The 24,780-nt window shown below is 43.2% G+C and carries 24 protein-coding genes and 1 pseudogene; 15 read left to right on the forward strand and 10 right to left on the reverse strand.

What is annotated here, in order from left to right:
* Window positions 1-2 precede the first annotated feature (2 nt).
* Window positions 3-857: a 16S rRNA (cytidine(1402)-2'-O)-methyltransferase gene (gene rsmI / locus FIS9605_RS0105520; RefSeq protein WP_026731690.1), complete on the reverse strand. Its 855-nt coding sequence runs from the start codon at window positions 855-857 to the stop codon at window positions 3-5.
* A gap of 168 nt (window positions 858-1,025) precedes the next feature.
* On the opposite strand from rsmI, the gene FIS9605_RS0105525 reads away from it, so the two are divergent.
* The 3 genes from FIS9605_RS0105525 to FIS9605_RS0105535 all read left to right on the forward strand — a co-directional run bounded on the left by FIS9605_RS0105525 (window position 1,026) and on the right by FIS9605_RS0105535 (window position 4,214).
* Entirely contained in the window at window positions 1,026-1,913 is an 888-nt protein-coding gene (locus FIS9605_RS0105525; RefSeq protein ID WP_026731691.1) for a sugar kinase, read from the forward strand.
* 113 nt (window positions 1,914-2,026) lie between these two features.
* Window positions 2,027-2,896: a 3'(2'),5'-bisphosphate nucleotidase CysQ family protein gene (locus FIS9605_RS0105530; protein WP_026731692.1), complete on the forward strand. Its 870-nt coding sequence runs from the start codon at window positions 2,027-2,029 to the stop codon at window positions 2,894-2,896.
* A 289-nt stretch (window positions 2,897-3,185) separates the two neighbouring features.
* Entirely contained in the window at window positions 3,186-4,214 is a 1,029-nt protein-coding gene (locus FIS9605_RS0105535; RefSeq protein WP_026731693.1) for a fatty acid desaturase family protein, read from the forward strand.
* A 57-nt stretch (window positions 4,215-4,271) separates the two neighbouring features.
* Here the strand turns inward: FIS9605_RS0105535 and FIS9605_RS0105540 are convergent, their stop codons facing one another.
* Entirely contained in the window at window positions 4,272-5,228 is a 957-nt protein-coding gene (locus FIS9605_RS0105540; RefSeq protein WP_231510243.1) for a DUF4392 domain-containing protein, read from the reverse strand.
* Window positions 5,229-5,331: 103 nt separating this feature from the next.
* Window positions 5,332-6,114 carry a putative hydro-lyase gene (locus tag FIS9605_RS0105545; RefSeq protein WP_026731695.1) on the reverse strand — a complete coding sequence of 261 codons (783 nt, stop codon included), beginning with the start codon at window positions 6,112-6,114 and terminating at the stop codon, window positions 5,332-5,334.
* 510 nt (window positions 6,115-6,624) lie between these two features.
* Here FIS9605_RS0105545 and FIS9605_RS0105550 point away from each other — a divergent pair.
* Entirely contained in the window at window positions 6,625-6,945 is a 321-nt protein-coding gene (locus tag FIS9605_RS0105550) for an RNA recognition motif domain-containing protein (RefSeq protein ID WP_026731696.1), read from the forward strand.
* Window positions 6,946-7,171: 226 nt separating this feature from the next.
* Here FIS9605_RS0105550 and FIS9605_RS0105555 read toward each other — a convergent pair whose 3' ends face one another.
* Complete coding sequence (locus FIS9605_RS0105555) at window positions 7,172-7,438, reverse strand: hypothetical protein (protein WP_231510244.1); 267 nt, start codon at window positions 7,436-7,438, stop codon at window positions 7,172-7,174.
* A 292-nt stretch (window positions 7,439-7,730) separates the two neighbouring features.
* Window positions 7,731-8,102 carry a hypothetical protein gene (locus tag FIS9605_RS0105560; protein ID WP_026731698.1) on the reverse strand — a complete coding sequence of 124 codons (372 nt, stop codon included), beginning with the start codon at window positions 8,100-8,102 and terminating at the stop codon, window positions 7,731-7,733.
* Window positions 8,103-8,587: 485 nt separating this feature from the next.
* On the opposite strand from FIS9605_RS0105560, the gene FIS9605_RS0105565 reads away from it, so the two are divergent.
* Together FIS9605_RS0105565 and FIS9605_RS36325 are read left to right on the forward strand one after the other, a co-directional pair.
* Window positions 8,588-12,157 carry an NB-ARC domain-containing protein gene (locus tag FIS9605_RS0105565; RefSeq protein WP_035139413.1) on the forward strand — a complete coding sequence of 1,190 codons (3,570 nt, stop codon included), beginning with the start codon at window positions 8,588-8,590 and terminating at the stop codon, window positions 12,155-12,157.
* 139 nt (window positions 12,158-12,296) lie between these two features.
* Window positions 12,297-13,643, forward strand: coding sequence for a KamA family radical SAM protein (locus FIS9605_RS36325; RefSeq protein WP_051469933.1), 1,347 nt, complete (start codon window positions 12,297-12,299; stop codon window positions 13,641-13,643).
* 266 nt (window positions 13,644-13,909) lie between these two features.
* Here the strand turns inward: FIS9605_RS36325 and FIS9605_RS0105575 are convergent, their stop codons facing one another.
* From FIS9605_RS0105575 to FIS9605_RS0105585, 3 genes are all read right to left on the reverse strand, one after another.
* Complete coding sequence (locus FIS9605_RS0105575) at window positions 13,910-14,521, reverse strand: hypothetical protein (protein ID WP_026731700.1); 612 nt, start codon at window positions 14,519-14,521, stop codon at window positions 13,910-13,912.
* Window positions 14,522-14,542: 21 nt separating this feature from the next.
* Window positions 14,543-16,165 carry an MFS transporter gene (locus FIS9605_RS0105580; RefSeq protein WP_026731701.1) on the reverse strand — a complete coding sequence of 541 codons (1,623 nt, stop codon included), beginning with the start codon at window positions 16,163-16,165 and terminating at the stop codon, window positions 14,543-14,545.
* A gap of 76 nt (window positions 16,166-16,241) precedes the next feature.
* Window positions 16,242-17,501 carry an RNA-guided endonuclease InsQ/TnpB family protein gene (locus tag FIS9605_RS0105585; RefSeq protein WP_026731702.1) on the reverse strand — a complete coding sequence of 420 codons (1,260 nt, stop codon included), beginning with the start codon at window positions 17,499-17,501 and terminating at the stop codon, window positions 16,242-16,244.
* A gap of 6 nt (window positions 17,502-17,507) precedes the next feature.
* Here FIS9605_RS0105585 and tnpA point away from each other — a divergent pair, with 6 nt between their 5' ends.
* Together tnpA and FIS9605_RS0105595 are read left to right on the forward strand one after the other, a co-directional pair.
* Window positions 17,508-17,933: an IS200/IS605 family transposase gene (tnpA, locus tag FIS9605_RS0105590; protein ID WP_082209728.1), complete on the forward strand. Its 426-nt coding sequence runs from the start codon at window positions 17,508-17,510 to the stop codon at window positions 17,931-17,933.
* 114 nt (window positions 17,934-18,047) lie between these two features.
* Window positions 18,048-18,524 (forward strand): GNAT family N-acetyltransferase, encoded by a 477-nt coding sequence (locus FIS9605_RS0105595; RefSeq protein WP_026731704.1) that lies wholly within the window; start codon window positions 18,048-18,050, stop codon window positions 18,522-18,524.
* Window positions 18,525-18,655: 131 nt separating this feature from the next.
* On the opposite strand, the gene FIS9605_RS0105600 is transcribed toward FIS9605_RS0105595, so the two are convergent.
* Complete coding sequence (locus tag FIS9605_RS0105600; RefSeq protein WP_026731705.1) at window positions 18,656-18,994, reverse strand: ArsR/SmtB family transcription factor; 339 nt, start codon at window positions 18,992-18,994, stop codon at window positions 18,656-18,658.
* 78 nt (window positions 18,995-19,072) lie between these two features.
* Between FIS9605_RS0105600 and trxA the strand changes: the two genes are divergently transcribed.
* The 6 genes and pseudogenes from trxA to FIS9605_RS0105630 form a co-directional block, all read left to right on the forward strand.
* On the forward strand, window positions 19,073-19,396 hold the full coding sequence (trxA, locus tag FIS9605_RS0105605) for a thioredoxin (RefSeq protein WP_026731706.1): 324 nt from the start codon (window positions 19,073-19,075) through the stop codon (window positions 19,394-19,396).
* A gap of 162 nt (window positions 19,397-19,558) precedes the next feature.
* A complete protein-coding gene (locus tag FIS9605_RS36330; RefSeq protein ID WP_231510245.1) occupies window positions 19,559-19,876 on the forward strand; it encodes an SDR family NAD(P)-dependent oxidoreductase in 318 nt (105 codons plus the stop codon).
* Window positions 19,873-20,643: a class I SAM-dependent methyltransferase gene (locus tag FIS9605_RS0105615; protein WP_026733319.1), complete on the forward strand. Its 771-nt coding sequence runs from the start codon at window positions 19,873-19,875 to the stop codon at window positions 20,641-20,643. Before FIS9605_RS36330 ends, FIS9605_RS0105615 begins: the two co-directional genes overlap by 4 nt.
* Before the next feature lie 35 nt (window positions 20,644-20,678).
* Window positions 20,679-21,383 carry a glutathione binding-like protein gene (locus FIS9605_RS0105620; protein ID WP_026731707.1) on the forward strand — a complete coding sequence of 235 codons (705 nt, stop codon included), beginning with the start codon at window positions 20,679-20,681 and terminating at the stop codon, window positions 21,381-21,383.
* A gap of 105 nt (window positions 21,384-21,488) precedes the next feature.
* Window positions 21,489-22,589 carry an alkene reductase gene (locus FIS9605_RS0105625; RefSeq protein WP_026731708.1) on the forward strand — a complete coding sequence of 367 codons (1,101 nt, stop codon included), beginning with the start codon at window positions 21,489-21,491 and terminating at the stop codon, window positions 22,587-22,589.
* 135 nt (window positions 22,590-22,724) lie between these two features.
* Window positions 22,725-22,919 (forward strand): annotated as a pseudogene (locus tag FIS9605_RS0105630) (nitroreductase family protein); the annotation flags it as partial.
* A gap of 255 nt (window positions 22,920-23,174) precedes the next feature.
* Here FIS9605_RS0105630 and FIS9605_RS0105635 read toward each other — a convergent pair.
* Window positions 23,175-23,669, reverse strand: a complete 495-nt coding sequence (locus tag FIS9605_RS0105635; protein ID WP_026731710.1) for an ureidoglycolate lyase — start codon at window positions 23,667-23,669, stop codon at window positions 23,175-23,177.
* Window positions 23,670-24,124: 455 nt separating this feature from the next.
* On the opposite strand from FIS9605_RS0105635, the gene FIS9605_RS0105640 reads away from it, so the two are divergent.
* Window positions 24,125-24,727 carry a superoxide dismutase gene (locus FIS9605_RS0105640; protein ID WP_026731711.1) on the forward strand — a complete coding sequence of 201 codons (603 nt, stop codon included), beginning with the start codon at window positions 24,125-24,127 and terminating at the stop codon, window positions 24,725-24,727.
* The last annotated feature ends 53 nt before the right edge of the window (window positions 24,728-24,780 follow it).

A 24,780-nucleotide genomic window follows, 5' to 3' on the forward strand; every position in this document is an offset into this window, starting at 1 on the left:
CCCTAATCCCCAGTATCAATAGTAAGAGCAAGTTGATAGAGTTGGCGGCGGGGTAAGGAAGTAACTTTTGCTAACTCACGGCTAGCTTGCGATCGCGATATTCCCTGAGCGATGAGTTTTGTTAACTCAGCTTTTAATTCTGCTTCTGATAGCTGCAATTGAGTGGGTGAAGTTCCCGCTACTACTAAAGTGTATTCTCCTTGGGGTTCGCGATCGCGAAACAAAGAAAGTGCCTCTGCCAGCTTTCCTCGCCAAAATTCCTCATAAAATTTAGTTAACTCCCGTGCCAAGACAATTTGGCGCTCGGCTCCGAAAATATCTGCTAAATCTTGTAAAGTGTCTTGCAAACGGTGGGGAGACTCGTAGAAAATTAAAGTGCGAGATTCTGTTTTCAAGGATTCTAGGTGTTCTCGTCGCCCTTGAGCTTTCGCTGGCAAAAATCCTTCAAACACAAATCTTTCCGTTGGTAATCCTGCTGCACTTAAAGCTATAATTGCCGCATTTGCACCAGGAATTGGTACTACCGCGATCCCAGCATCAATACATGCTTTGACTAATTCATATCCAGGGTCAGAAATTCCCGGCATACCTGCATCTGTAACTAGAGCGATCGCTTTACCCTCACCCAACTGCTTTAATAATTCTGGGATGCGACTATTACGATTGTGTTCGTGGTAACTCAGTTGCGGAGTTTTAATTTGAAAATGCTGTAGCAACTTCCCCGTATGGCGCGTATCTTCCGCTGCAATCAGATCCACCGCTTGTAAAATTCGTACTCCCCGGAAAGTCATATCTTCCAGGTTGCCAATCGGGGTGCCGACAACGTAGAGTGTTCCTGGTTTTGGATCGGTTTGCATGAAAGTTGTTTGTTGGTAGTTGGTAGTTGGTAGTTGATTGTTGATAGGGACAGGTTTTGATATTGCTAAACCCGCCCTTAAAGTAGTTGGTAGTTGATTGTTGCTTGTTCCGACACCAAACGCCAAACAACCAACAACCAACAACAAACAACAAACAACTAATAACAAATGACAGGCTTATTTGTTGGTTTATTAACCTTGGATCTAATTTACCTTGCCCAATCTCCCCCCAAGAACAATCAAAAAATAGTCGCTGCTGACTATACTGTTGCCGCAGGTGGCCCGGCTACAAATGCTGCTGTTGCTTTTAGCCATTTAGCCTGTAGAGACGCGCCATGGCGCGTCTCTAGGTTGTTAAGTGTAGTGGGTTCTCACCCGATGACGCAGCTAATTCGTGGGGACTTGCAAAAATATCAAATCGAAATCATTGACCTTGATCCCACCACAGAAAACCCACCGCCAGTTTCTTCTATCATTGTTACCCAAGCTAGCGGAGAACGCGCAGTAATTTCCATCAATGCTGCCAAAACTCAAGCCAACAGCCAAGCTATCCCGTCAGACATTCTCCAAAATGTTGATATCGTACTGATTGACGGACATCAAATGACAGTTGGGATAGAAATTGCCCAAACAGCAAAAGCCAGAAATATCCCAGTTGTTATTGATGGTGGTAGCTGGAAATCAGGGTTTGAACAAAGTTTGCCATTTGTAGATTACGCGATTTGTTCTGCTAATTTCCATCCTCCCCATTGCCAGACAGAAGAAGAAGTGTTTGCCTATCTTAGTGAACTTGGCATTTCTCACATTGCCATTACCCACGGCGAAAAACCGATTCGGTATCTCACATATTCAGAGGGGAGTACAAATGGCTTTATAGATGTGCCAAAAATTCCAGCTGTTGATACACTGGGGGCTGGAGATATTTTCCACGGTGCTTTTTGTCATTACATCTTACGGGAAAATTTCACTGATGCATTAGCATCAGCTGCAAAGATTGCTGCTTTTTCCTGTCAATTTTTTGGCACACGCCGCTGGATGGAAACCTCACCCCCCTAACCCCCCTCTCCGCAAGCAGAGAGGGGGGAAAGTAATAACTAATATACCCCTCCTTGCTAGCGGTGAGGGGCAAGGGGTGGGGTGATAAGTTCATGAAATATAAGGCAAAATTCATGCAAGACCTACAAAAAATCCTCGAACTAGCTTGTTCTGTCGGTTGGAGTGCAGCTGAAATACTGCGGTCTTATTACCATGAAACTTATCAAAATCTAGAAGTGCAGTATAAAGATAATGACCCTGTCACCATTGCCGATATTGCTGTAAGTCGCCACATTTTGGAGAAGCTACAAGCGGCTTTAGGTCAAGAAGATTTTGCCTATATTAGCGAAGAAACCTACAAACAAGAACAAACCAAGCACCCGAATTCTGGATGGGCGTGGATTATCGATCCTTTAGATGGCACACGAGACTTTATTGAAAAGACTGGAGAGTATGCCATTCACATGGCCTTGGTCAAGGAACATCGCCCGATGTTAGCAGTAGTAGCACTCCCGGAGTCAGGAAAATTGTACTATGCAACCAAAGGCGGTGGTGCATTTGTAGAAAATAGCGATCGCCAAAGCACCTCTTTGAAAGTATCCTCACGGGAACGCATTGAAGATTTAACCCTTGTTGTCAGTCGTTCGCATCGCAATGACAGACTAGAATATTTACTGCAAAACTTGCCTTGTCAAAATCAAAAAGCCGTTGGTAGCGTAGGCTGTAAAATTGCCACTATTGTTGAACAACAGGCAGATATTTACATTTCCCTTTCTGGAAAATCTGCTCCTAAAGATTGGGATATGGCAGCACCAGAACTAATTTTGACAGAAGCTGGTGGTCAGTTCACCCACTTTGATGGTCAGCCATTGCAATACAACACCGGGGATATTAATCAATGGGGTGGTTTATTAGCTAGTAATGCTCAGTTCCATGACGTACTTTGTCAGCAAGCACAAAAGATTTTAGGAGAGTGGGAACAATACGGTTCGGTGAAAGGTTAAATGGAGAAAGCACGCTCGGTCATTTCCTTTCCCCTTTACCCATTCCCCCTTAACCAAACTTTATCGAGAGTGGGAAAGTATTAAAAATTAGGATTATGTTGCAAAAATTTACCCAGCAAACTGTAAGTAGGATATTGACAGATTTGCATAATATGCAGTCGTAAAGCTGTTTTGCCCCTCTTTTGTTTGTGCCATTCTAAGGAAGCCTTTAGAACATACAACATGGCAATAGTTTTTTCAAGAGCTAAGCTAATAGTTACTTAGGTTACAATTTCAGGTGAGGTGGGTTATGGGCGATCGCACCATGACTTTGACTAGTCTCTCTCAAGAGTTACGGCAAGTCACCGCCGACTTACACCAAGTAAATCCTTTAGTAGGACTGTTACGCTTCAGCATACTTGGTTTGATATTTTTCAGCCTGGTGACATTAGCTTGGTTAACACCGAAGGTCAGCCTCTTTGTCGGTGCAACAATGCTGGCGGGAATATTCTATGGTTACTGGCTTCTGTGCACCCATGATATGATTCATCGGACGCTGACGGGATGGAATTGGTTCGATGCTTTGATGCCCCGATTGATCGGCTGGCCAATGCTGTGGCCCCACAGTATCTATGCAGAACTGCACCGTTTGCATCATGGCTGGAATGGGATTGACCTACGAGATCCAGAACGAGTCCAGTGGACTTGGCAAGAGTATCAGCAAGCTCATCCTTTTGTGCGCTGGTATGTGCGTCATCAGTGGGTCTGCGATATTTTTGTACTGGCGGGATTTGGGATGATTTTTAAAACGTTTATTAAGGGTGTGCGCTTCCAGACGGTAGTACCTCGGATACGTCAACAATTGCTACTTGATATAACGGGTATGCTTATGGTAAACGGTATTCTGCTGATCTTAGTCATCTCTCAAGGAGTACTGCTACGCTACTTGTTATTCTGGTTAATTTTAGAACGGGTCGCTGGAGTCATAGGACAGACGCGCGATCACTTAGAACACTATGCGCTTTGGGGTAGGTTTACAGGTCATCAACTGACGCAGTTCTATGCTTGTCGCAATCTCAACACTAGTTCCCTGGTCGGATGGTTGATGGGTGGTTTGAACTATCATGGTGTGCATCACGCTTTTCCTGATATTCCCTTTAACCTACTTCCAGAAGCATTTCACCGCATTCAAGGGGTATTGCAACAGCATGGTCTTCCCCTCATGCAATTGGAACCAGGCTACCTCAAATCAACTTATTGGTGGAGTCGTCATCCTTCATTAATTGGTGAAGTTGACAACTCTGATACCACAGGTCGCCATTGCATGATTCCAGTTTAGCTAGAGCAGCAAAAAGCCCCACGTCTGTCCGTCAGTGTAGGTAGTTCACTTTGGAAATTACCACATTAATCGAGTTGTTACTTGCAATACTTGGGCATGAAATTCCCAAGCTAAATTATCAACAGAAAGACTTTGCACCGCTTTAACTCCATCAACCGCTGGCCCGTACTTAACAATTGTTTCTAAAATACGAAACTCAATCTTTGGATTTAATCCTGAAATAATTGCCGATTTCCAGTCAGGACGAAGCAAAGATAAAGCCGTTAATAAACCAGTTGCCCCCCAATTAGAAACCCCACAAACAATTAGATGATTGCAGGTAATGATGCAAGCAATTTTTTCACCATGACGAATATGTTGATGAATTACTTCTTTAGGAATGTTGCCCATTCCTAATTCATTACCTCCATCACCAATTCCCACGGAGATGATTTTTTCTGAAGCAAATAAAATATGTAAAGGTGCAGTATAAGCTGTAATATCTTGTCCTCTCATATTGCGGACTATGCCATCATAACTAGGGCCTGGTCTTTCTATAGAAATCACATGAGAAATAGGTCTTTCTAAAGAGTCCCAAAAATTGAGCAGCGAGGAAACCACTTGATGATTTCCTGTGGTCGTCTCCACTGGCACAATATCAAAGGGAATACTAGCAGGTACTCCTGCTGCCAGCAGTGCAATTTTGACTGCACGAAAGCAAAGAGAATCAGTGACAATTCTGACAGGCACACCTGCTCTCAGCAGACCTGCTGCTAAGAGAGCACAACCTATGGGGCCATCGGTTTCGGGAGCAGGTGGATTAGCGTATGGCAGAAAAAAACCAGTAATAATAGCTACGTGAGGCTCGGGATGTTCAGCTATGGAACAAGCTGTTGCCAGCAGTCCTCCCTTCGCTATTTGAACTAGTGGCTGAATGCCTCTACCAACATCCCGTCCGCAGATAGATTCTAGTTGGGCAATTTTGTCTAAGATTTCTGGGGAGTATTTCAAGGCATTTTTCATTAAGACTGTCATTGGTCATTAGTCATTTGTCCTTTGTAAATACAAGTGACTAATAACCAATAACAAAGGACGACCATTAGAGTAAATATGCAATGCTTTTTGGTTGATCAGCTTATTAGCTGGAAAAAGATTCATCCTTGATATCTGTAATAAACATATGTCCAGGAGCGTGAGTAATTGCTATTTCTGGTTTAGCTTGAACAATTGCAGTTTGTGTTGTCACACCACAAGCCCAAAATACAGGAATTTCTCCCTCGCGAATTGTCACTGTATCCCCAAAATCAGGAGAATTTATATCTGCAATACCAATTGCACTTGGATCGCCTAGATGTACAGGCGCACCATGAGATTTGGGAAAATGGCTGGTAATCTGCACGGCGCGAATGGCGTCAGCAGGTGACAAGGGACGCATAGAAACTACTAAGGGGCCAGAAAACACGCCTGCTGACATACAATTAAGACTAGTTTTATACATCGGTACGTTTTTGCCTTCCTCAATATGTCTCACGGGTACGCCTATATTCATCAGTGCTGCTTCAAACGAAAACGAACAACCAATCAAAAAGGCGACAAAATCACCACGCCAAAATTCTTTGATATCCGTAACTTCCTCTAGAAGTTCACCGTGGCGAAACACATGGTAACGAGGTAAGTCAAATCTGATGTCAGCACCGGGTGCAACCATTTGAGGTTCGGGGTTCCCAACTTCAGTCACATCAAGTAAGGGACAGGGTTTGGGGTTGCGATGACAAAATAGCAGAAAGTCAAATGCAATAGATTTGGGCAATATGACTAGATTTGCCTGCACATACCCAGATGCAAGTCCAGGAGTAGGGGCTTGAAATTTTCCCTGGCGACATAGTTGACGGACTTCAGTTGCAGTCAATGATGGGTTCATGAGTTTTAGCTGCTAGTACTTGAAGGCAAAGGGAGGAATGGCTGATAAATTAATCTTTAGGCTTATTTCTAAATGTATAGTTATTTATGCCGAGTTGCATTAGGCTTCAATGAGATGAATTCTATGAAAAATAAGGGTTGATTTATATTTTTGCTAAGGGCGATCGCGTTTCTTGGACTTCCTCGCAATTCAAAATGTCAAAAACGATAGGTATAAAATGACAAGACCTATCGGGATTATCATCAAAAAGCTAACATCAAAAACCGTGCAAGAATTTGTAAACTTTGCCACCCGCAGAACTGGAAAGCAAGTATTAAATAAATATAGGTTTATTCCATCTATCGATAAAAAATAGTGAAGATATGGCGCTCGCACCACAAGCTGTGGTCATGGAAATTTTTTGCTATACTTCAAAGGCAGGAATTATTTTCGGTTGAGAATATCGTTTTGGTTATTATGAAGCGTCTCTCCGAATCTAACTCTCTACCTATGTGATTTCGGAGATGCACTATGTCAATTTATGTTGGTAATTTATCCTACGAGGTTAGGGAAGAAGACCTCAGGCAAGTTTTTGCTGAGTACGGCACAGTTAAGAAAGTTCAATTACCTACAGATCGCGAAACAGGTCGTTTACGCGGTTTTGGCTTCGTAGAAATGGAGTCAGATGCACAAGAACAAAGTGCTATTGATGCCCTTGACGGCGCGGAGTGGATGGGAAGAGACTTGAAAGTTAACAAAGCTAGACCTCGTACAGAGAAAACCAATCAAAAAAATTATTCTTCAGGTGGTGGCAGCTGGGGTAATGGTGGACGCAGCAATCGCCGCTACTAAAACCTTAAGATAAAACATTTAACCTCTAGAAACTCCAGCAGATTTAAGCAATGGCTTAACCCTGCTGGAATTTTGCATTTAACGGAATGTAGATCAATTGCAACTCCTACTGTTTATCGCTCAGATAGCCTCGATAAAATTTAAGCTTCATTGGTGTAACACTGTTGTGTTTTTCTCTGTTGAGAGAGTATCGTTGCACAAGCTTTTTTGACTTTCTAAACATCTTTTATCGCACAGATTCAAAGATGATTGTTGTTGCGATTACGCAAAACAGAACAATTCCAAATCGCATCACTAAGTCTACAACATAAGGAAATAGCATAGCTGCTATCCCTATGCCTCCAAAAGGAGATGATAAAACATAGGCGATCGCTAAACCAACCAATGCTAATAAAAAATATTTAAGAAACACGCAAGCCAAGCGAAATAAAGACATAATTGTGAACTCCCGATCGGTGAATGTGAATAAGTAGTTGAGCAAAATTGAATTCATCGTGTGTAATTAATTCTGTTTGAGTACTTAAAAAAACAGAGCTGATGCGATGACTTGTTGCACCGATCAGCCCTGCTGTAGCCTTTTTCCAAACTCTCTTGGGCTGAGAATTATGAACTTATTGACTGACCTCAAGGACGAAAACAGTTTTTACTGCTTTTCCATACCTAGAGGTAAAATTTGGTAGTTAGTAGTTTACTGGCGATCGCTAACCACTAACCATTCTCTATTCATTATTTCCTATTGCCAGTCACCACGAAAAATACTTTTATTAAGCAGACCTACTCACAAATCAGTCAAAATCCAACAATTCGGTTTTCGTGCAGCTAAACATTGGCGCAGTTCTTCCTCTTCTGGATTTTGAAAAATCTAGCTTGAGTGAGCCAAACCCATTAGGTAACAAACTCCTCAACCTCTTTTGGAAGTGTTCGCGATAGATAGCTACTTGACTGTGCGTATCCAGTGGTAACTGTTCTACGTAGCTAATCAGATCCTTAGAAGGACAGCGCCAGGAACCCCGGAAGGAAATCAGACGCAGTTCAAATTCTTCCAAACCTACCTTACGGATCGTAACTTCAATGATTCCATCCCTACAACTTTGACAAACAAGAAGATCTTGCTCGATCAAGTCAAAAAATTGATTAGGAGCCTCAGGTGGTGGCATAGAATACCTCAGCGCTAGTTACTTTAGCTATCCTCGCAATTTCTACCTAGTACAAGAAGGCAAAAGGATAATGCCTGGAGCTATTCCTACGAAGCCTACCGACCCAGCTTTTGTTTGTGTAGCTGCACCATGCGCGGGTGAAAGCTAATTTTTCAACTGGATAGTTATTTCTGCCATTTTGCACTAGTTAACTATATTTACACCTAGTTAGTTATAAATTCTATAGTTGCTTGATATAGTTGTCAATACTCATTGATAATTTAGGTTGACAAGTTGATAATTTAGAGTATATTTGGTAGTGGTGATTTGTTACCTAGTGTAATTTTTCGCCTTTTCTAGGGCTGGTTTGATCCTCTCCCGTCCTCTTGATTGCCAGAGAGCTGACTAAAGGAGATGTCTTGAATTCTACTGACGATAACCAAGTATAACTAAAAGCTCTTTTTTACCTCACATACTTATAAATTAGTCTGGAGAGGTTTACCCCTATGACTGAAATTTCCAAAAGCTTTTTGAGAGCAATTACGACTGAACGCAATATATCTGAAGCAGAACTAAGCGCCTTAGTTCTGGCTTTGGCTGGTCATACGGCAGAGTCTATAGCAACCACTCTTGATATTAGTGCGGCGGCGGTACGTAAGCGGCTTGGTTCGGTCTACCAAAAGTTTGGTATTGCCGGGAGTACTCCTGGAAAATTAGAGATCATCAGGAATCTCCTAAACGAGAGATATCAGTTATCAACAACAGCTAGTGCCTCATCCCAGCGGGATTTTGGCGAAGCACCAGATGTTCCCATTTTCTTTGGACGTGAGTTAGAGTTAGACCTTTTAGAGGAATGGGTAGTCAAAGATCGCTGCCGACTTGTGGCGATATTTGGTATGGGGGGAATTGGCAAAACAGCTTTATCTACGAAGCTGGCACAGAAAATTCAGGATCGGTTTGAGTACGCGATCTGGCGATCGCTGCGTCATGCACCTACTGTTGAAGAAATTCTGGCAGATGCGATCGCGTTCTTTTGCACAGACCACGAAGCGAAAATCGAATGGTCGGATGTAGCAACGGGAATTTCACAACTAATTGCCTGTTTGCGGAAATACCGCTGTTTACTCGTACTGGATAATGCAGAGTCAATCCTGCTGGGGGGTGAAAGTGCTGGACAGTATAAAAAAGGATATGAAGGATATGGAGAACTGTTCCGACAAATAGGAGAAATGCCTCATCAAAGCTGTTTGGTGTTAACTAGTCGGGAGATTCCGAGAGAAATTGTCACCTTGGAAGGAGACCAACTCAAAGTTCGAGTCTTACAATTAAGCGGTTTAGAAAATCTGGCAGCAAAGAGCATTTTTGTTGGTAAAGGTGATTTTTTTGGTTCAGAGGAAGACTGGAACAAATTAATAGATCACTACGCAGGTAATCCCTTAGCATTAAAAATAGTTGCCACCACTATTCAAGAAGTATTTGGCGGAAATATTACTGAATTTCTCAGTCAAGGTAATTCAGTGTTTGTTGGGGATATTCGTAATCTTTTAGAACAGCAATTTAATCGTTTATCAGACTTAGAAAAAGAAATTTTATTTTGGCTGGCAATTAATTTGAAACCCACTTCATTTTCAGAATTACAAGCAGATATTATTTCCACTGCATCACAACCACAATTAATTGAAGCTTTAGAATCACTGCGGCGGCGATCGCTAATTAATAACGAAAAGGGTTTATCTAGATTTACGCTACAGCCCGTAGTCATGGAATATATGGTTAGCCAATTAGTTAACCAGATTTGTGAAGAAATTACCTCAGATATTACTCTAGAGAAAATTTCACTCTTCAAAAGGTATGCCTTACTAAAGGCTCAAACAGAAGGAAAAATCAGAAATACCCAAGTTCGTTTTCTATTGGAGCCAGTTGCTGAAAGGTTAATTAATACTTTTGGTAATAAAAATCTCATCAAAGAACATCTTTTGCAAATTATAGCGATCTTGCAGGTAAATACACCACTTACATCAGGTTATGCAGGAGGAAATGTTATTAATCTCCTGTGTCATTTAGGAATTGATTTAAGTGGTTGTGATTTTGCCAATTTAAAGATTTGTCAAGCATACCTCATCGGTGTGAAGTTGCATAATGTCAACTTTACTAATTCAGATTTATCCAAGTCTGTTTTTGCTGGCAGCTTCGATAGTGTTTTGTCAGTAGCATTTCACCCAGTCAATGGAGAAATTGTTGCTACGGGTGATGCTGATGGCAGAATAAGTTTTTGGCAAGCTGCAAACGGTGAACAAATTTGTAATTGGAAAGCACACGACAACTGGCTAAGAACCGTTGCTTTTAGTCCGGATGGAAAATCACTTATTAGTAGTAGCGATGATCAAACTGTGAAACTATGGGATGTCAAAAGCCAAAAACTTTTAACAACTTTTCAGGGACATACTGATTGGATCAGGTCTGTAGTCTTTAGTCCCCAAGGTAATATAGTTGCTAGCGGTAGTAGTGATGAAACTATCAGACTTTGGGATGTTCGCAGCCAGGAATGCTTGAAAATTTTAAAGGGACATAACAGCTTTGTACGTGATGTAAGTTTTAGTCCCGATGGCAAAATTCTTGCCAGTGGCAGTGCCGATCAAACTATTAGGCTTTGGGATGTGAAAACAGGCCAATGTCTTGATACTCTTCAAGGACATACAAAGTTGGTGTTGTCCTTAGACTTTAGTCCCAATGGGAAAATTCTCGCCAGCGCCAGTGCTGACAAAACAGTCAGACTCTGGGATATAACAACGCGTGAATGTTTGCAGACTCTCAAAGGACACACCAGTTCAATACGTTCTGTAGCCTTCAGTCCCGATGGAAAAATTCTCGCTACTGGCAGTTCTGACCAAACAGTCAGACTTTGGGATATAACAACGCGCAAATGTTTTAAAACTCTTGAGGGACATACCAATTCCATACGGTCTGTTACCTTTAGTCCCGATGGAAAAACACTCGCCAGTGGTGGTTATGACAAAACCGTTAGGTTTTGGGATGTTGAGACTCATCAATGCATCCAAGTCTTGCAAGGATACACCAATTGGGTACACGACCTAGCCGTTAGTGCAGATGGGAAGATAATTGCGAGTAGCAACGATGATAAAACTGTACGGTTGTGGGATATTCACACTGGCGAATGTATCCGCACTTTGGAAGGGCACACTGGCCGCCTCTGGTCTGTCGCTTACTCTCCAAAAACACCTGCGGCGTACAATTCAATGGAGATATTAGCTAGCGGCGGTGATGACCACACTATTAGGTTTTGGGATATTCTAACCGGACAGTGTGTGAAAATTTTGCGAAATAGCGATCGCGTTCGGTCTATTGCTTTTAGCCCTGATGGTCAAACTCTCGCCAGCGGTAGCGTTGACTGTAGCATCAAGCTATGGAATGTTCGTACAGGTCAATGCTTTGAGACTTTGCAGGGGCATACAAATTGGGTGCAGTCTGTCACTTTTAGTCCCGACGGTGAAATTCTCGCTAGCGCTAGTAACGATAAAACCGTGCGGCTGTGGAATGTCCATACAGGTGAATGTCTTCGCACTTTGGAAGGACATACGATGCGAATCTGGTCTGTTGCTTTTAGCCCCCCTTTGGAAGGGGGGTTTGGGGGGATCTTAGCCAGTGGTAGCGATGATAAAACTGTACGGCTGTGGGATATTTACACTGGAGAATGCCGTCAAATTTTACACTGTCAAGATTGGGTGCGTTCTGTGGCTTTTAGTGCCGAAGGTAAAATTATTGCCTGTGCTTGCGTCAATCACACCGTAGAGATTTGGGATCTTGACAGCAGCCAGCGTATTAACACGCTGAAAGGACATAGCAATTGGGTGCGTTCTGTTACTTTCAGTTCCGATGGTTATTTATTCAGTGGTTCCCAAGATGGAGCCATCAAACAATGGAATATCACAACAGGTGAGTGCATCAAAACGTTTTTGCCAAAAAGACCCTATGAAGGGATGAACATTAAAGGTGTTGTTGGTTTGAACGAGGTACAAAAAGATACGCTCAAAGAATTGGGTGCTATTGAAAATTAATCATTTTATCTTTGTGTCTTGGTGTCTTAGTGGTTCAAAAGTTTTTAACCACCAAGGCACAAAGACACCAAGTGTTTCAGCCAGCAGGCAAAAGGTAAAAATCTTTCTAATTTATCCTAAATATTAAAGAGATTAATGAATGTTACAAATTAAACCTAAAAAAATCGAACTATATGGAATAAAAGACATAGATCGGCTTCCCCAACTGCAAAAACTTTCAGCAGCAGACCGCTTGGCAATCAAAGCAGTTGCTCAAGTGTTGCCGTTCCGTGTCAATAATTATGTGGTAGAGGAGCTAATTGATTGGGAGAACATTCCTGATGACCCAATTTTTCGGCTCACCTTTCCTCAGGGAGAGATGTTATCTCCCGAATCTCTGGATAAGGTAATTTGGCATCTCCAGAATTCCACCCCAGAAGATTTGCGTCTGGTTGTAAATGCAATTCGATCGCAACTCAACCCCCATCCAGCTGGGCAAGTTGAATACAATGTTCCAAGTCTTGATGGCAAGCGAGTACCGGGAATTCAACACAAATATCCCGAGACAGTCCTGATTTTTCCTACAGCCGGTCAAACTTGTCATGCATATTGCACGTTCTGCTTTCGCTGGCCGCAGTTTCTCGGTATGGACGGAATAAAATTTGCTACCCGCGAATCAGGACTTTTCCAAGACTATCTTCGCCAACATCAAGAGGTAACAGATGTTTTAATTACCGGGGGAGATCCAATGACGATGAAAGCTAGGCATCTCTCTTTGTATATCGAACCGCTATTAGGTGAGGGTTTTGAACATATCCAGACGATTCGGATTGGTACTAAGTCAGTAGCTTACTGGCCTTATCGGTTTTTGACAGATGAAGATGCTGATGATGTCTTGCGTTTGTTTGAGAAGGTAACTCTTGCAGGCAAGCATCTCGCGATTATGGCACACTATGACCACTGGAAAGAAATCGAAACCGAAATTGCTCAAGCAGCGATCCGCCGCATCCGCACCACAGGAGCGCAAATTCGTACCCAAGCGCCGCTCATGCGTGGAATTAATGATTCTTCCCAAGTATGGACGCGGATGTGGCAAGAGCAAGTTCGCTTAGGTTGCGTCCCCTACTACATGTTTATGGAACGTGACACCGGTGCAAAACACTACTTTGAAGTGCCAATTGTTCAAGCTTGGGAAATATTTCAAGGCGCAATCCAAAAGGTGTCTGGTTTAGCTCGTACGGTTCGAGGCCCAGTCATGTCAGCACTACCGGGTAAAGTTGCAGTGGATGGCGTCGCACAGATTAAGGGCGAGAAGGTGTTTGTACTTTCTTTCTTGCAAGGACGCGATCGCGATTGGTGCAAACGTCCCTTTTTTGCACGTTATGACGAGCAAGCAAGCTGGTTAACTGATTTGGTTCCAGCCTTGGGAGAAAAGGAGTTTTTCTATGAACAGCAGCTACAGGAAATTCTTAAAATCCAAAGTCAAGTTTCCAATATTCATCGATGAGATTCTGATACTCGCCTACAAGTTGCAAAGAGTCGTTAACGAGAATTAAATGCTCATTAACAAGGTTCTGATATTTGTTCACGAGTATCAAAGATTCATTAACAAGGTTCCAATGCTCGTCCACGAGTATCCAAGTCTCATTAACGAAGTTCACAGACTGTTATCAATGAAATAAACACTTAATTTTTTCCCTTCTGTCACAGCGATCCTTATTCGTCTGCACATGGCGAACTCACGCCTCCTCTCCTCTGCCTTCTGTTTTGTATTCAGGTTGCCTGCCATTCTTTTTCTTTGTCAACGTGTTGACACCGACGGAAAAGTTTTATGTACAAATAACCGGATAAATAAACAAAGTTGACTGCTATCAATAGTCCTTTACTGACCCAAGATTGCTGTAGTGGAAAAACGTAGAAAGTTGCTATCAATACTAGTAGCTTTTCGATTAAAGATACTACCCTACCGTGATAATTTGGGTTCCAGTAAGAGATAGGGCTAATAAATCGGTAATTACTAAAGGGTAAGAAGTGTCTGTGAGCATCCTCGTTATGGACGGGAAAATCAGCCAAAGCATGTAAAAAAGCGCTGATGCCAATAATTTCTGCCTGCCACCAGCCAAAGTAATGAGCGAGAAAAATACCAATTAGTGCTAGAGGAATGGAATGGAAGGCATGAGTAATATTTTGCCAAAAGGGACTAAAGTAGGTTTCTGACCAAATTTGATACTCTGATTGCCGACGAATTACTTTCGCCCAACAATACATTACAAACATCGGCACATCCGGTAATACAGCACCGAAAACTATAGGTAAAGTAGCTGTCGGTTGCTGGGGAGCAATAAGAATTGCCAGGTTGAGGATAGCGTGGCTGGGAGTGTTCATAGTTTGCTTGGTTGAATAACTTCAACACGGTTGCTGGAAACCTTTATTATCTGTGTAATTGGCGTAAATCATTTGGGAAACCTTCGGTGGTTCATCGCCAATGTGAAAAGCACGAACCCGTTCTTCAATCACCTTATCTGCATTTGTCACTCGCTCAAATTGCCGCTTGTGTTCTGCCCAAGATTCTACAAGTGCTGTTTCCACAAACCGACCGGGATCTGAGAGATCGTGAAACAAGCCCCACTGAATCGCGCCATCGCGCAGGCGAATGTTTCTCAGTATCTTCATCACTTTGGTGAACTCATCAGCGTTAGCTGGATCGATGCGATACTCCAAGGTAATTAACACCGGGCCATCATTCGGACAGGGTTCAAAAGCTATAGTTGGTTGATCCCAGTGCAGAGATGACCGCAAATCCAATTTTTCGGCACAACGCAAGCGATAGCGCTTGGTTAGCACGACACAGACAATCAATCCGACAGCGGCGCTGGCAAGGGAAATCGAAATATTTGTGCGTTGGGCTACAGTACCCCACAACAAACTACCCAAAGTCATACACCCTTGAAACACGAGTAATTGCACGGCTAAAGCTCGTGCCCGCACCCACGTAGGCACAGATGTTTGTGCTGAGACATTTAAACTAACCATTACACTCAGAGAAGAAATTCCCACTAGCACCATCACCCCGCATACTAGAGACAGGTTACGAACGTATGCTAGTGCTAACATCATCGCTCCCATGAGTAAGGATGACCAAGCAACCAACTGGTCAATAGAAAACCGCTGCCGCAGCTGGGGTAAAATGAATGCTCCCGCCAAACCACCGATGCCCCAAAAGCCAAGAATGATACCGTATCCTAATGCATCCAGTTTTAACTCTTGTCGTCCCAGTAGTGGCAGTAGGGCAAATAAAGCACTGGCAAAGAAAATGTATGCCGTTGTGCGAATTAGCACCGTTTGCAAGGATGGGGCATAGCGTACGTAACGAACTCCAGCTTGCATTGCTCCCCACAACCGTTCAGCAGGTAAGGCACTTTTTGGGAGTGTGCGTTGCCACCGAGAGATTACCAGGATCACCCCGACAAAGGAAAGGGCATTGAGTAGAAACACGGCTCCCGTGCCAGTAGCAGCAATCACTATCCCTGCCAAAGCCGGGCCGATGGAACGTGAAAGGTTAATCACTATGCCACTGAGGGTGACGGCCTGTGGTAAATCCTCCTTTGTCACAAGTTCCGGAGTGATGGCTTGCCAGACGGGCATGTTTATGGAACTGCCGACACTCAAGGCAAAGGTCAGCGCTAAGAGTATCCAAGGATTGATAACTTTTGCCAGAGTCAGTACTCCCAGTAAGGCTGCAACCACCAGCATCCAAGTTTGCGTCCACAGTAGCAGCTTGCGGCGATCGACGACATCAGCGATCGCTCCTGCTGGTAATGCCAGCAAAAAAAAGGGTAAGCTAGCTGCCGCCTGCATTAGCGCTACCAACAGCGGTGAGTTGGGAGCCAGAGTAGTCATTAACCAAGCTGCCCCTACGTCGTGCATCCAAGTACCAATAGTTGATACCGCCGACGCTATCCACAAAGCACGAAATACTGGCTGCCGCAGGGGACTCCACATTGATGTAGGTGCTGCTGGTGCGGTCATATGTTTTGATGGGGGGATAGGGAGAGATTGATGCTTTTATTGAGAATATAGAAATAATAGGGTGACAACTCTCCCGCTAACTGCAAGCAGTGTAGCGGTAGCATCTCAAATTCACATAAGAGACTTGCTGCTTCACGGGCTGGGCATCCCCTAAGCCTCCACAGCCAGGAATCGGTAGTCCAACCGACCCAAGATTTAACAAATTAAGTGCGCTGTTCCAGTCTCGGTCAATGACCAACCCACAAGAACAGCTATGAACACGAACTGCAAGAGTTTTCTCGACTCTGAAGCCACACCCTGAGCAATTGATACTTGTGCCTCTGGGGTCAACACCTCTGGTATGCTTGCCGCGTCTGACCGCTACTGCTTGCATGATTTGAAGGAATGCACCCCAAGCAACATCAAGTATTGGCTTAGCTAGTCGTGTTCTAGCCAAGCCTTTGATGTTCAGGTTTTCAAAAATAATTAAGTCATAAGATTTAAGCAACCAATGAGCAACTTGATAATGAAATTCTTTTCTTTGTCTTGCAATGTGTAGATGAAGTCTAGCTACAATGCCCGCTTGTTTTTGGTAGTTTTTAGACCCTTTTGTTTTACGTGCAAGCTTGCGCTGTTGACGGGCTAAACTCGTTTGTGCTTTACGATAATACTGCGGTACTGCAATGCTTTGTCCATCAGCAGTGGTTAAAAACTTTTCTAATCCAACATCTATGCCAGTAGCCGTTTTAATTTCATCAATAGGTAATGCAGTAGGCACAGTTTTATCTTCTAAAGAAAAACTAACATACCAACCATCAGCTTTCCTTAAAATTGTTGCTTGTTTAATTTCAAATCCATCTGGGATTGGGCGATGCAATATAACTTTGATTTCACCAATTTTAGAAAGCTTGAGAGTGTTACCTACCAGATGTGCGCCCGCCTTGGGAGAGTTAACACGTGGAAAGGTGAAAGAACAAATATCACCACGCTTTTTAAAACGCGGGCGTCCTCCCCGCTTTCCGTTCTGATCTGGCACCAACCAACGCTTCCACGCTTTGTCCAACCTCATTAGGTTTTGTTGTTGGCAGTCGGCGTAAATGTTTTTGTACTCAGGAAATAACTCTTTGGTCTGTTTGAGGTCGCTTGCTTGTGTGTAGTAATCTACTTTTTCTGGAATTTCACCAATTGGGGAGCAAACTAAACTACAACGGTCAATTTGTGACCTTGTACGATTCAACCAATCTAGCCTTTGCCCTAACGCATAGTTGTAGTGGCGACGCAGCAACTCACCCCAGGTCTCAAGAGTGACAACCTGTTCTGGTGCGGGGTTGAGTTTGTACTGGTAGGTGAGTAACATCTAGTCATGATACCATTTAGCGCCATGACTTACAATATAGGATACAGAGCAGTTTACAACCTTAATATTCATTTGGTGCTTGTGACGAAATACCGTAAAAAAGTAATCAATCAACCAATACTGAAGAGATTGCAGGAAATATTTGAAAACACCTGTACCAAGTGGAGAAGTAAAGTTACAGAGTTTAACGGAGAATCGGATTATATTCACCTGGTTATCAACTACCCACCGGACGTTGAAGTCAGCAAACTAGTCAATAATCTTAAAACTGTTTCTAGCCGTTTAATTCGCAAAGAATTTCAAGAACACGTCAATCGGTTTTACAGCAAACCCGTTTTTTGGACAGGTGCTTATTTTGTTGCATCTTGCGGAGGTGTTACTCTTGAACAACTTAAATCTTACGTTGAGAAGCAAAGCACCCCTAGTAATTGAGGGGGTATCGAACCCCCTCAATTACTCCGCAATTCACCTCACCGCCAAACTCCGTTGTGGCGGGAGGTGAATTGCGGAATCCTAGATGAAACGCAACCCCATGTATTTTGAATAATGTCGGTAACACCAACTGTTCATTTTCGGGAAGCTATTCCCCAAGAAGATTCTCTGATTGCTCAACACTTTTATCAACTATGGCAAGATAACGACGTTTCGGCTGAGTCCATCCGTTCTGACTGGCTTGAGGTGATTCTGGACTTTATCAGTCGCGCTCGTCGAGAATTATACTACAAAGCTTTTGTGGCAGAAATTGGCGGTAAAGTGGTTGGTTCAACTAGTTGTCAGTTGTTTACTGGTCTATACCCCCACGTATTTGCAGAGCATTACCGCAAATATGGCTATATATGGGGTGTTTATGTTGACATAAATTACCGTGGTCAAGGTATCGCCAAGCAGCTGACGAGTATGGCAGTTGACCACTTGCGGATACTAAACTGTACGCGAGTTATTCTCCACGCCTCGCCCTCTGGCAAACCAGTTTACGAACGCCTTGGTTTTTCGACAACCAACGAAATGCGGTTAGATATTTAGATTGGTTAGTGGTTAGTGGTTAGTGGTTAGTAGTTGTAGAGACGTGCCATGGCACGTCTGTACATTGGTTAGTGGTTAGTGGTTAGTGGTTGGTAAATAATAACCAATGACTAATGACTAATGACCAATGACTAATGACCAATGACTCTTGACTCTTGACTCATTAACGGTTGTGCCGATCGCAATATTACATCCAACAACCCCGGAAACAATACTTCTAAATCCTCCCGCCTGAGTGAATTTATATGTTGTGTTCCTTCTTTGCGCGTCCAGACTACGCCTGACTCTCTTAAAATTTTAAAGTGGTTGGACATGGTGGACTTGGCGATCGCAAAATCAAAATCGGCACAACACTGCTCCCCCTTAGTCGCCAATTGCCGTACAATCTCTAACCGTACAGGATCGCCTAAAGCATACAATACTCCTGCCAATGAAATATGTTTTCGCTCTGGATGATATAAGAATCTCATACTTGCATTATCCCAAAAATTAGATTATATTTTATTTATTCGATTTTATCGAATAAACGAAACAACAGGAGGGCGAGTATGTCATCCATTACTAACGTGACAGAAGCCACATTCAGGCAAGAAGTCCTCGAAAGTGAAGTTACCGTGTTAGTAGACTTCTGGGCACCTTGGTGTGGTCCTTGTCGCATGGTGGCTCCCGTCGTAGATGAAGTGGCTGCCGAATACACAGGACAGGTAAAAGTGGTGAAGCTGAATACAGATCAAAATCCCACTGTTGCCAGCCATTATGGGATTCGCAGCATTCCGACACTCATGGTGTTTAAAGGCGGTCGGCAAGTCGATACGGTTGTCGGTGCAGTACCAAAAACAACCTTAGCTAAAACTTTAGCACAGTATCTGTAATCTAGGTTGATAGTAAGGTGGGCTAATTGCTCACCCTACCTAGCTTGAAGATGGGGAGATGGGGAGAGTGGGGGAGTGGGAGACGACCAACCACCAACTACTAACTACTAACTACTAACCACTAACCATTCCCAATTTTTGTAAGTCACAGGAGTTAGCTCTATGGACTTAAAATTACGGGGAAAATCTGCGCTGGTAAGCGGTTCAACAGCAGGTATTGGCTTTGCGATCGCCCAAAATCTAGCACAAGAGGGTGCATCGGTTACGATCGCTGGTCGATCTGAGCAAAGAGTCGCAGAGGCGATAGACAAAATTAAACAAAGCAACCCTGAAGCTCAAGTTTCTGGGATTGTTGCCGATTTAGCAACAAAAGCAGGAGCAGAACAAGTCCTGCAACAGGTTTCTAGCATAGATATATTAGTCAACAATCTTGGTATTTACGAGCCAAAACCATTTGCAGAGATTACACCGAACTTATGAAAATAGATTTTGGTGCAACTGCTAGTGATTACGCAAAGTACCGTGCAGGCTTTCCCAGTTCATTTTTTAATAGACTGTCTGAATACGGTATTGGCTTACCCGCACAAACCATTGTTGATCTCGGCACAGGAACAGGAACACTAGCGCGTGGCTTTGCAACTAGAGGTTGTCATGTGATTGCCATAGATCCATCAGCAGCAATGCTCGAACAAGCGAAGCAGTTAGACCAATCTGCCAATGTCAAGATAGATTATCGGGTAGCAACTGCTGAGAATACAGGCTTGCAAGAGTCAAGCGCTGATGTTGTTACCGCTGGACAGTGCTGGCATTGGTTTGATCGTCCGCGTGCTGTAGAGGAAGTTACTCGGATACTGCGAGCAAATAGCTACATCGTCATAGCTCATTTTGATTGGATACCGTTGAAAGGCAATGTGGTTGAAGCAACCGAACAACTAATAGAGGCACATAATCCAGCGTGGAACATGGGCGGTAGAAACGGTTTGTATCCCATGTGGTTACGAGACCTTGGAGATGGAGGATTCTGTGAAATACAAACATTCTCTTACGATGTATTTGTTCCTTACACTCATGAAGGCTGGCGCGGACGAATTCGGGCTAGTGCTGGTGTGAAAGCCAGCTTGACACCAGACCAAGTAGAAGTATTTGACCGTGAATTTACGGTATTACTCCAAGCAAAATATCCAACGCCGATTCTTGAAGTTCACCACAGAGTTTTTGCTGCGATCGCCAAATCACCAAAGTCATAAGAAACATTTGAATAGTTTTGAAAGGTGAAAAAACCATGATTGAACTTTATTATTGGACAACACCAAATGGTCACAAAATCACGATGTTCCTTGAGGAAGCCGAACTTCCCTACACCATTATTCCTGTAAATATTGGTGCAGGCGATCAATTTAAACCTGAGTTTCTCAAGATTTCACCCAACAATCGCATACCTGCGATTATCGATCGCGCCCCTGCTGATGGTGGCGAACCAATTTCAGTCTTCGAGTCTGGTGCAATTCTGCTGTATTTAGCAGAAAAAACTGGGAAGCTGATTCCAAGTGATACAAGAGGACGTGTTGAAGTTCTCCAGTGGTTATTCTGGCAAATGGGAGGTCTGGGGCCGATGGCGGGACAGAACCACCACTTCAGCCAATACGCGCCAGAAAAAATTCCTTATGCCATCAATCGTTACGTGAATGAGACGGGGCGATTATACGCTGTGCTGGATAAACGGCTGAGCGATCGCGAATTTGTTGCTGGTCATAATTATTCTATTGCCGATATTGCAGCTTATCCCTGGATTGTACCCTATGAAGGTCAAGGCCAGAAGCTAGAAGATTTTCCCAACCTCAAGCGCTGGTTTGAGACTATTCAGGTACGTCCGGCGACAGTCCGCGCTTATGGAAAGGCAGAAGCTTTCAAAAATCAGGCGCTTGATGTTGAAAAGTCAAGAGCATTGTTGTTTAACCAATCGGCGAAGACAGTGCGATCTTCTTGAGAGGGCGATCGCAGTTTCTTCACCAAGTAAAAAATATTGCACTTTAATTGCAGTACTTACTAAGCTGCAAACTTCACCAAAAAAAGATTTTGAGAGATGATATCTATGAACGCAAGTATCAATTTACTCAGCTCATACAAAATGGACGACTTAGAACTGCCTAACCGTATAGTTATGGCTCCCCTAACCCGTAATCGTGCGGGTGAAGGAAACGTGCCCCACGAACTCAACGCAGAGTATTACGCTCAACGTGCATCCGCAGGACTAATCATTACCGAAGCAACACAGGTTTCACCCCAAGGGCAAGGGTATCCTTATACACCAGGAATTCATTCGCCCGAACAGGTAGCAGGTTGGAGATTGGTTACAGATGCAGTACACCAGCAAGGAGGAAGGATATTCCTACAACTTTGGCACGTCGGACGCATTTCTCACCCTGACTTGCAACCGGATGGAGCGTTACCTGTAGCGCCTTCAGCCATTACACCTAAAGGTGAAGCAGCGACGTACGAAGGAATGAAACCCTTCGTAACGCCTCGTGCTTTGGAAACTTCTGAAATTCCAGGGATTGTAGAACAGTATCGTCAGGGAGCAGAAAATGCCCTTGCCGCTGGGTTTGACGGTGTGGAGATTCACGGAGCCAATGGTTATTTAATTGACCAATTCCTGCGAGATGGTACGAATCAGCGCACAGACGAATACGGGGGTTCAATAGAGAATCGCACTCGATTTCTTGTGGAAGTGACAGAAGCAGTAACTGGTGTTTGGAGTGCGAAACGGGTAGGAGTACGCCTTTCTCCTAGTGGAACGTTTAATGATATGCATGACTCCAATCCGTTGGAAACTTTCGGTTATGCAGCCCAAGCACTCAATCAGTTTGATTTGGCATATCTGCATATCTATGAAGCGACAGAAGCAGATATCAGACATGGCGCAATAGTAGTACCTACCAGCCACATACGGCAGCGCTACAAAGGGACATTGATGGTCAACGGCGATTATACCTTGGAAAAAGGTAATGCCGTCTTAGCAACAGGAGAAGCGGATTTAGTTTCCTTTGGCAAGCTGTTTATAGCCAATCCAGATTTACCCCGACGCTTTGCCCTGAATGCACCACTAAATCAACCCGATCCATCCACATTTTACGGTGGTGGAGAGAAAGGATACACCGATTACCCAACACTGGAAGTGCAACAAGTGCATTAATCAAATAGATGTGAACTGGCTAAAAGTCGGGTATATTCCAACTGGGGAAGAAAGCATTTCTATATACTCTCTTCCTTGGTAATTTGCATTTGGCTGTCAATCAATCACCCATTCATTAAACCAGAAGGGAATTGCATGAATCCAATTACTCAGGAATTGAACCTACAAGCCCAACCTCTGGATGTACCAAGCGCTATTTTTCAGCGTCGTTCCATCAAAACTTTCAAACCAGACCCCATTGCTCCAGAACTACTGAGACAATTAGTAGAGTTAACCGTCGCAGCACCCAGTAGCTTTAACATTCAAGACTGGCGAATTATTCTTGTGAAGTTCAGCTTTTGCTATGCGGCACGACTTCAGTTTGCCGCTTAGCATGATTTTGTTAATCCTTTTTGATTGGTTATTCTTGCCTTAGTGTCTTAGTGTCTACCCTGCGGGAAGCCGCTGCGCGTCTATGTGGTTTAAAAAGAGATTATTTTCACCACCAAGACACCAAGACACCAAGTAAAATGGGACATCTTTTGTTGTTTGGAAATGCAATGCGATCGCACTGAGAAAATATTTGCGAATAAACGTTAGGCTTGCCTAAACAATCTCAAACTCCAAATTCTGACTCTTCAAAAAATCATGAGTGAAATGATCTACCACATTTGTGTCACTCAATTCTAAATTATAAAAATCCACAACTTCATGCTCAAAATATGGCCCTGCGTGCCAAGTTCCCACTTCTAACTTGATAAAACAATTTCCTGGAATGCGGAAAGCTGCAATTTTTTCTAAATCTGGTTCATCCACATTATTATTGGGAGGACAAACGGCAATCAACCAATCTTTTCCTGCCAATGAACCCAGACATTGAGTACATTGTACATGGCGAGTAATTTTATGAAATTTCCGCCCTCGACGTTCCAAGCGCATGATGTAAAAACGGGGTGTACCTTTGTCCAGTACTAATTGAGCATCTTCTGCATCAAAGCTTTTACCGTCTTGACTCGGAAAAATCACCTGTCCGTAATGACGAAAGTTTTCTGGTGTTATCCATTGCGCCTGTAATTGTTTTACTGTATTTGATGAGTTCATAGGTGGGTTCTACTCTAGGATCTATGATATTTAAAAAGTTACTCTTACTTTTTGTAAATCCATATCTTTTGTCTAATGTCAATATATAATCTGCGGCTTATTTAGTTTGTTGGCGATCGCGATATAATTGTCAAATTAATTACATTATTTTGGTGGCAACCATATCTGTACACAAATGGCAATCATAACAATTTAGTTATATAAGTGTGTTTAAAATCATACCTACGATAGATTTTTGGACAAAAGTTCTCAAAAACACAGTTTTTTGGTAGGATTTTCGTCGAGATACGACTCTGGATTGAGGTTTTCAGTACCAGGTTTGCTAGTAGAATCGAGTTATTAAGTTTTGTTGCCAGTGTTAAGCAATTTAAACTGCTAAGCACTTAGTATGTATTTTCCGAAGCTTCTGTTAGAAGCTCTAAGACTGGAAAACGCTAAAGAGAGGATTTCACAAAATGGCATTTACACAGCCCCCCCTTCCTTTTCCGATGGATGCTTTAGAGCAATATGGTATGAAAGCTGAAACTTTCGAGTACCATTATGGCAAGCATCACAAGGCTTATGTAGATAACCTGAACAAGCTGACTGAAGGCACAGAACTTGCTGATAAGCCTCTGGAAGAGGTGATCCAAATCTCGTTTAAAGATTCCTCGAAGACAGGAATCTTTAATAACGCTGCTCAAGTTTGGAACCATACATTCTTCTGGAACTGCCTAAAGCCAGCGGGTGGCGGTCAACCTACAGGTGATTTAGCTTCCAAAATTGAAAAAGATTTTGGTAGTTTTGACAAATTCAAAGAAGAGTTCTCCAACGCCGCAGCAACTCAATTTGGTAGTGGCTGGGCTTGGTTGGTAGATGATAATGGTACTTTAAAAGTCACCAAAACACCTAATGCAGAAAACCCTCTCGTTCATGGACAAAAAGCACTTCTAACCTTGGATGTTTGGGAACACGCTTACTACATTGATTACCGCAATGCTCGTCCTGCGTTCATCAAGAACTTCCTGGATAATTTAGTCAACTGGGATTTTGCTGCTGAACAATACGCTAAAGCTTAATTAGCTGTCAAATTTGCTCTGCTTGGTGAGAGTTACTTTTTTAAGTACTGTCA

It is taken from the genome of Fischerella sp. PCC 9605, from assembly GCF_000517105.1.
In the GTDB taxonomy this organism is placed as follows: domain Bacteria; phylum Cyanobacteriota; class Cyanobacteriia; order Cyanobacteriales; family Nostocaceae; genus PCC9605.

Bases quoted from the DNA above. Each gene is read 5' to 3' on its own strand.
- trxA (WP_026731706.1), top strand. From the start codon at position 19,073: ATGTCATCCATTACTAACGTGACAGAAGCCACATTCAGGCAAGAAGTC.
- FIS9605_RS36325 (WP_051469933.1), top strand. From the start codon at position 12,297: ATGTTACAAATTAAACCTAAAAAAATCGAACTATATGGAATAAAAGAC.
- FIS9605_RS0105560 (WP_026731698.1), bottom strand. From the start codon at position 8,102: ATGCCACCACCTGAGGCTCCTAATCAATTTTTTGACTTGATCGAGCAA.
- FIS9605_RS0105585 (WP_026731702.1), bottom strand. From the start codon at position 17,501: ATGTTACTCACCTACCAGTACAAACTCAACCCCGCACCAGAACAGGTT.
- FIS9605_RS0105635 (WP_026731710.1), bottom strand. From the start codon at position 23,669: ATGAACTCATCAAATACAGTAAAACAATTACAGGCGCAATGGATAACA.
- FIS9605_RS0105640 (WP_026731711.1), top strand. From the start codon at position 24,125: ATGGCATTTACACAGCCCCCCCTTCCTTTTCCGATGGATGCTTTAGAG.
- FIS9605_RS0105555 (WP_231510244.1), bottom strand. From the start codon at position 7,438: ATGAATTCAATTTTGCTCAACTACTTATTCACATTCACCGATCGGGAG.
- FIS9605_RS0105565 (WP_035139413.1), top strand. From the start codon at position 8,588: ATGACTGAAATTTCCAAAAGCTTTTTGAGAGCAATTACGACTGAACGC.
- FIS9605_RS0105625 (WP_026731708.1), top strand. From the start codon at position 21,489: ATGAACGCAAGTATCAATTTACTCAGCTCATACAAAATGGACGACTTA.
- FIS9605_RS0105530 (WP_026731692.1), top strand. From the start codon at position 2,027: ATGCAAGACCTACAAAAAATCCTCGAACTAGCTTGTTCTGTCGGTTGG.
- FIS9605_RS0105600 (WP_026731705.1), bottom strand. From the start codon at position 18,994: ATGAGATTCTTATATCATCCAGAGCGAAAACATATTTCATTGGCAGGA.
- FIS9605_RS0105525 (WP_026731691.1), top strand. From the start codon at position 1,026: ATGACAGGCTTATTTGTTGGTTTATTAACCTTGGATCTAATTTACCTT.
- FIS9605_RS0105540 (WP_231510243.1), bottom strand. From the start codon at position 5,228: ATGACAGTCTTAATGAAAAATGCCTTGAAATACTCCCCAGAAATCTTA.
- rsmI (WP_026731690.1), bottom strand. From the start codon at position 857: ATGCAAACCGATCCAAAACCAGGAACACTCTACGTTGTCGGCACCCCG.
- FIS9605_RS0105575 (WP_026731700.1), bottom strand. From the start codon at position 14,521: ATGAACACTCCCAGCCACGCTATCCTCAACCTGGCAATTCTTATTGCT.
- FIS9605_RS0105615 (WP_026733319.1), top strand. From the start codon at position 19,873: ATGAAAATAGATTTTGGTGCAACTGCTAGTGATTACGCAAAGTACCGT.
- FIS9605_RS0105545 (WP_026731695.1), bottom strand. From the start codon at position 6,114: ATGAACCCATCATTGACTGCAACTGAAGTCCGTCAACTATGTCGCCAG.
- FIS9605_RS0105535 (WP_026731693.1), top strand. From the start codon at position 3,186: ATGGGCGATCGCACCATGACTTTGACTAGTCTCTCTCAAGAGTTACGG.
- FIS9605_RS0105595 (WP_026731704.1), top strand. From the start codon at position 18,048: ATGTCGGTAACACCAACTGTTCATTTTCGGGAAGCTATTCCCCAAGAA.
- FIS9605_RS36330 (WP_231510245.1), top strand. From the start codon at position 19,559: ATGGACTTAAAATTACGGGGAAAATCTGCGCTGGTAAGCGGTTCAACA.
- FIS9605_RS0105580 (WP_026731701.1), bottom strand. From the start codon at position 16,165: ATGACCGCACCAGCAGCACCTACATCAATGTGGAGTCCCCTGCGGCAG.
- FIS9605_RS0105550 (WP_026731696.1), top strand. From the start codon at position 6,625: ATGTCAATTTATGTTGGTAATTTATCCTACGAGGTTAGGGAAGAAGAC.
- tnpA (WP_082209728.1), top strand. From the start codon at position 17,508: ATGATACCATTTAGCGCCATGACTTACAATATAGGATACAGAGCAGTT.
- FIS9605_RS0105620 (WP_026731707.1), top strand. From the start codon at position 20,679: ATGATTGAACTTTATTATTGGACAACACCAAATGGTCACAAAATCACG.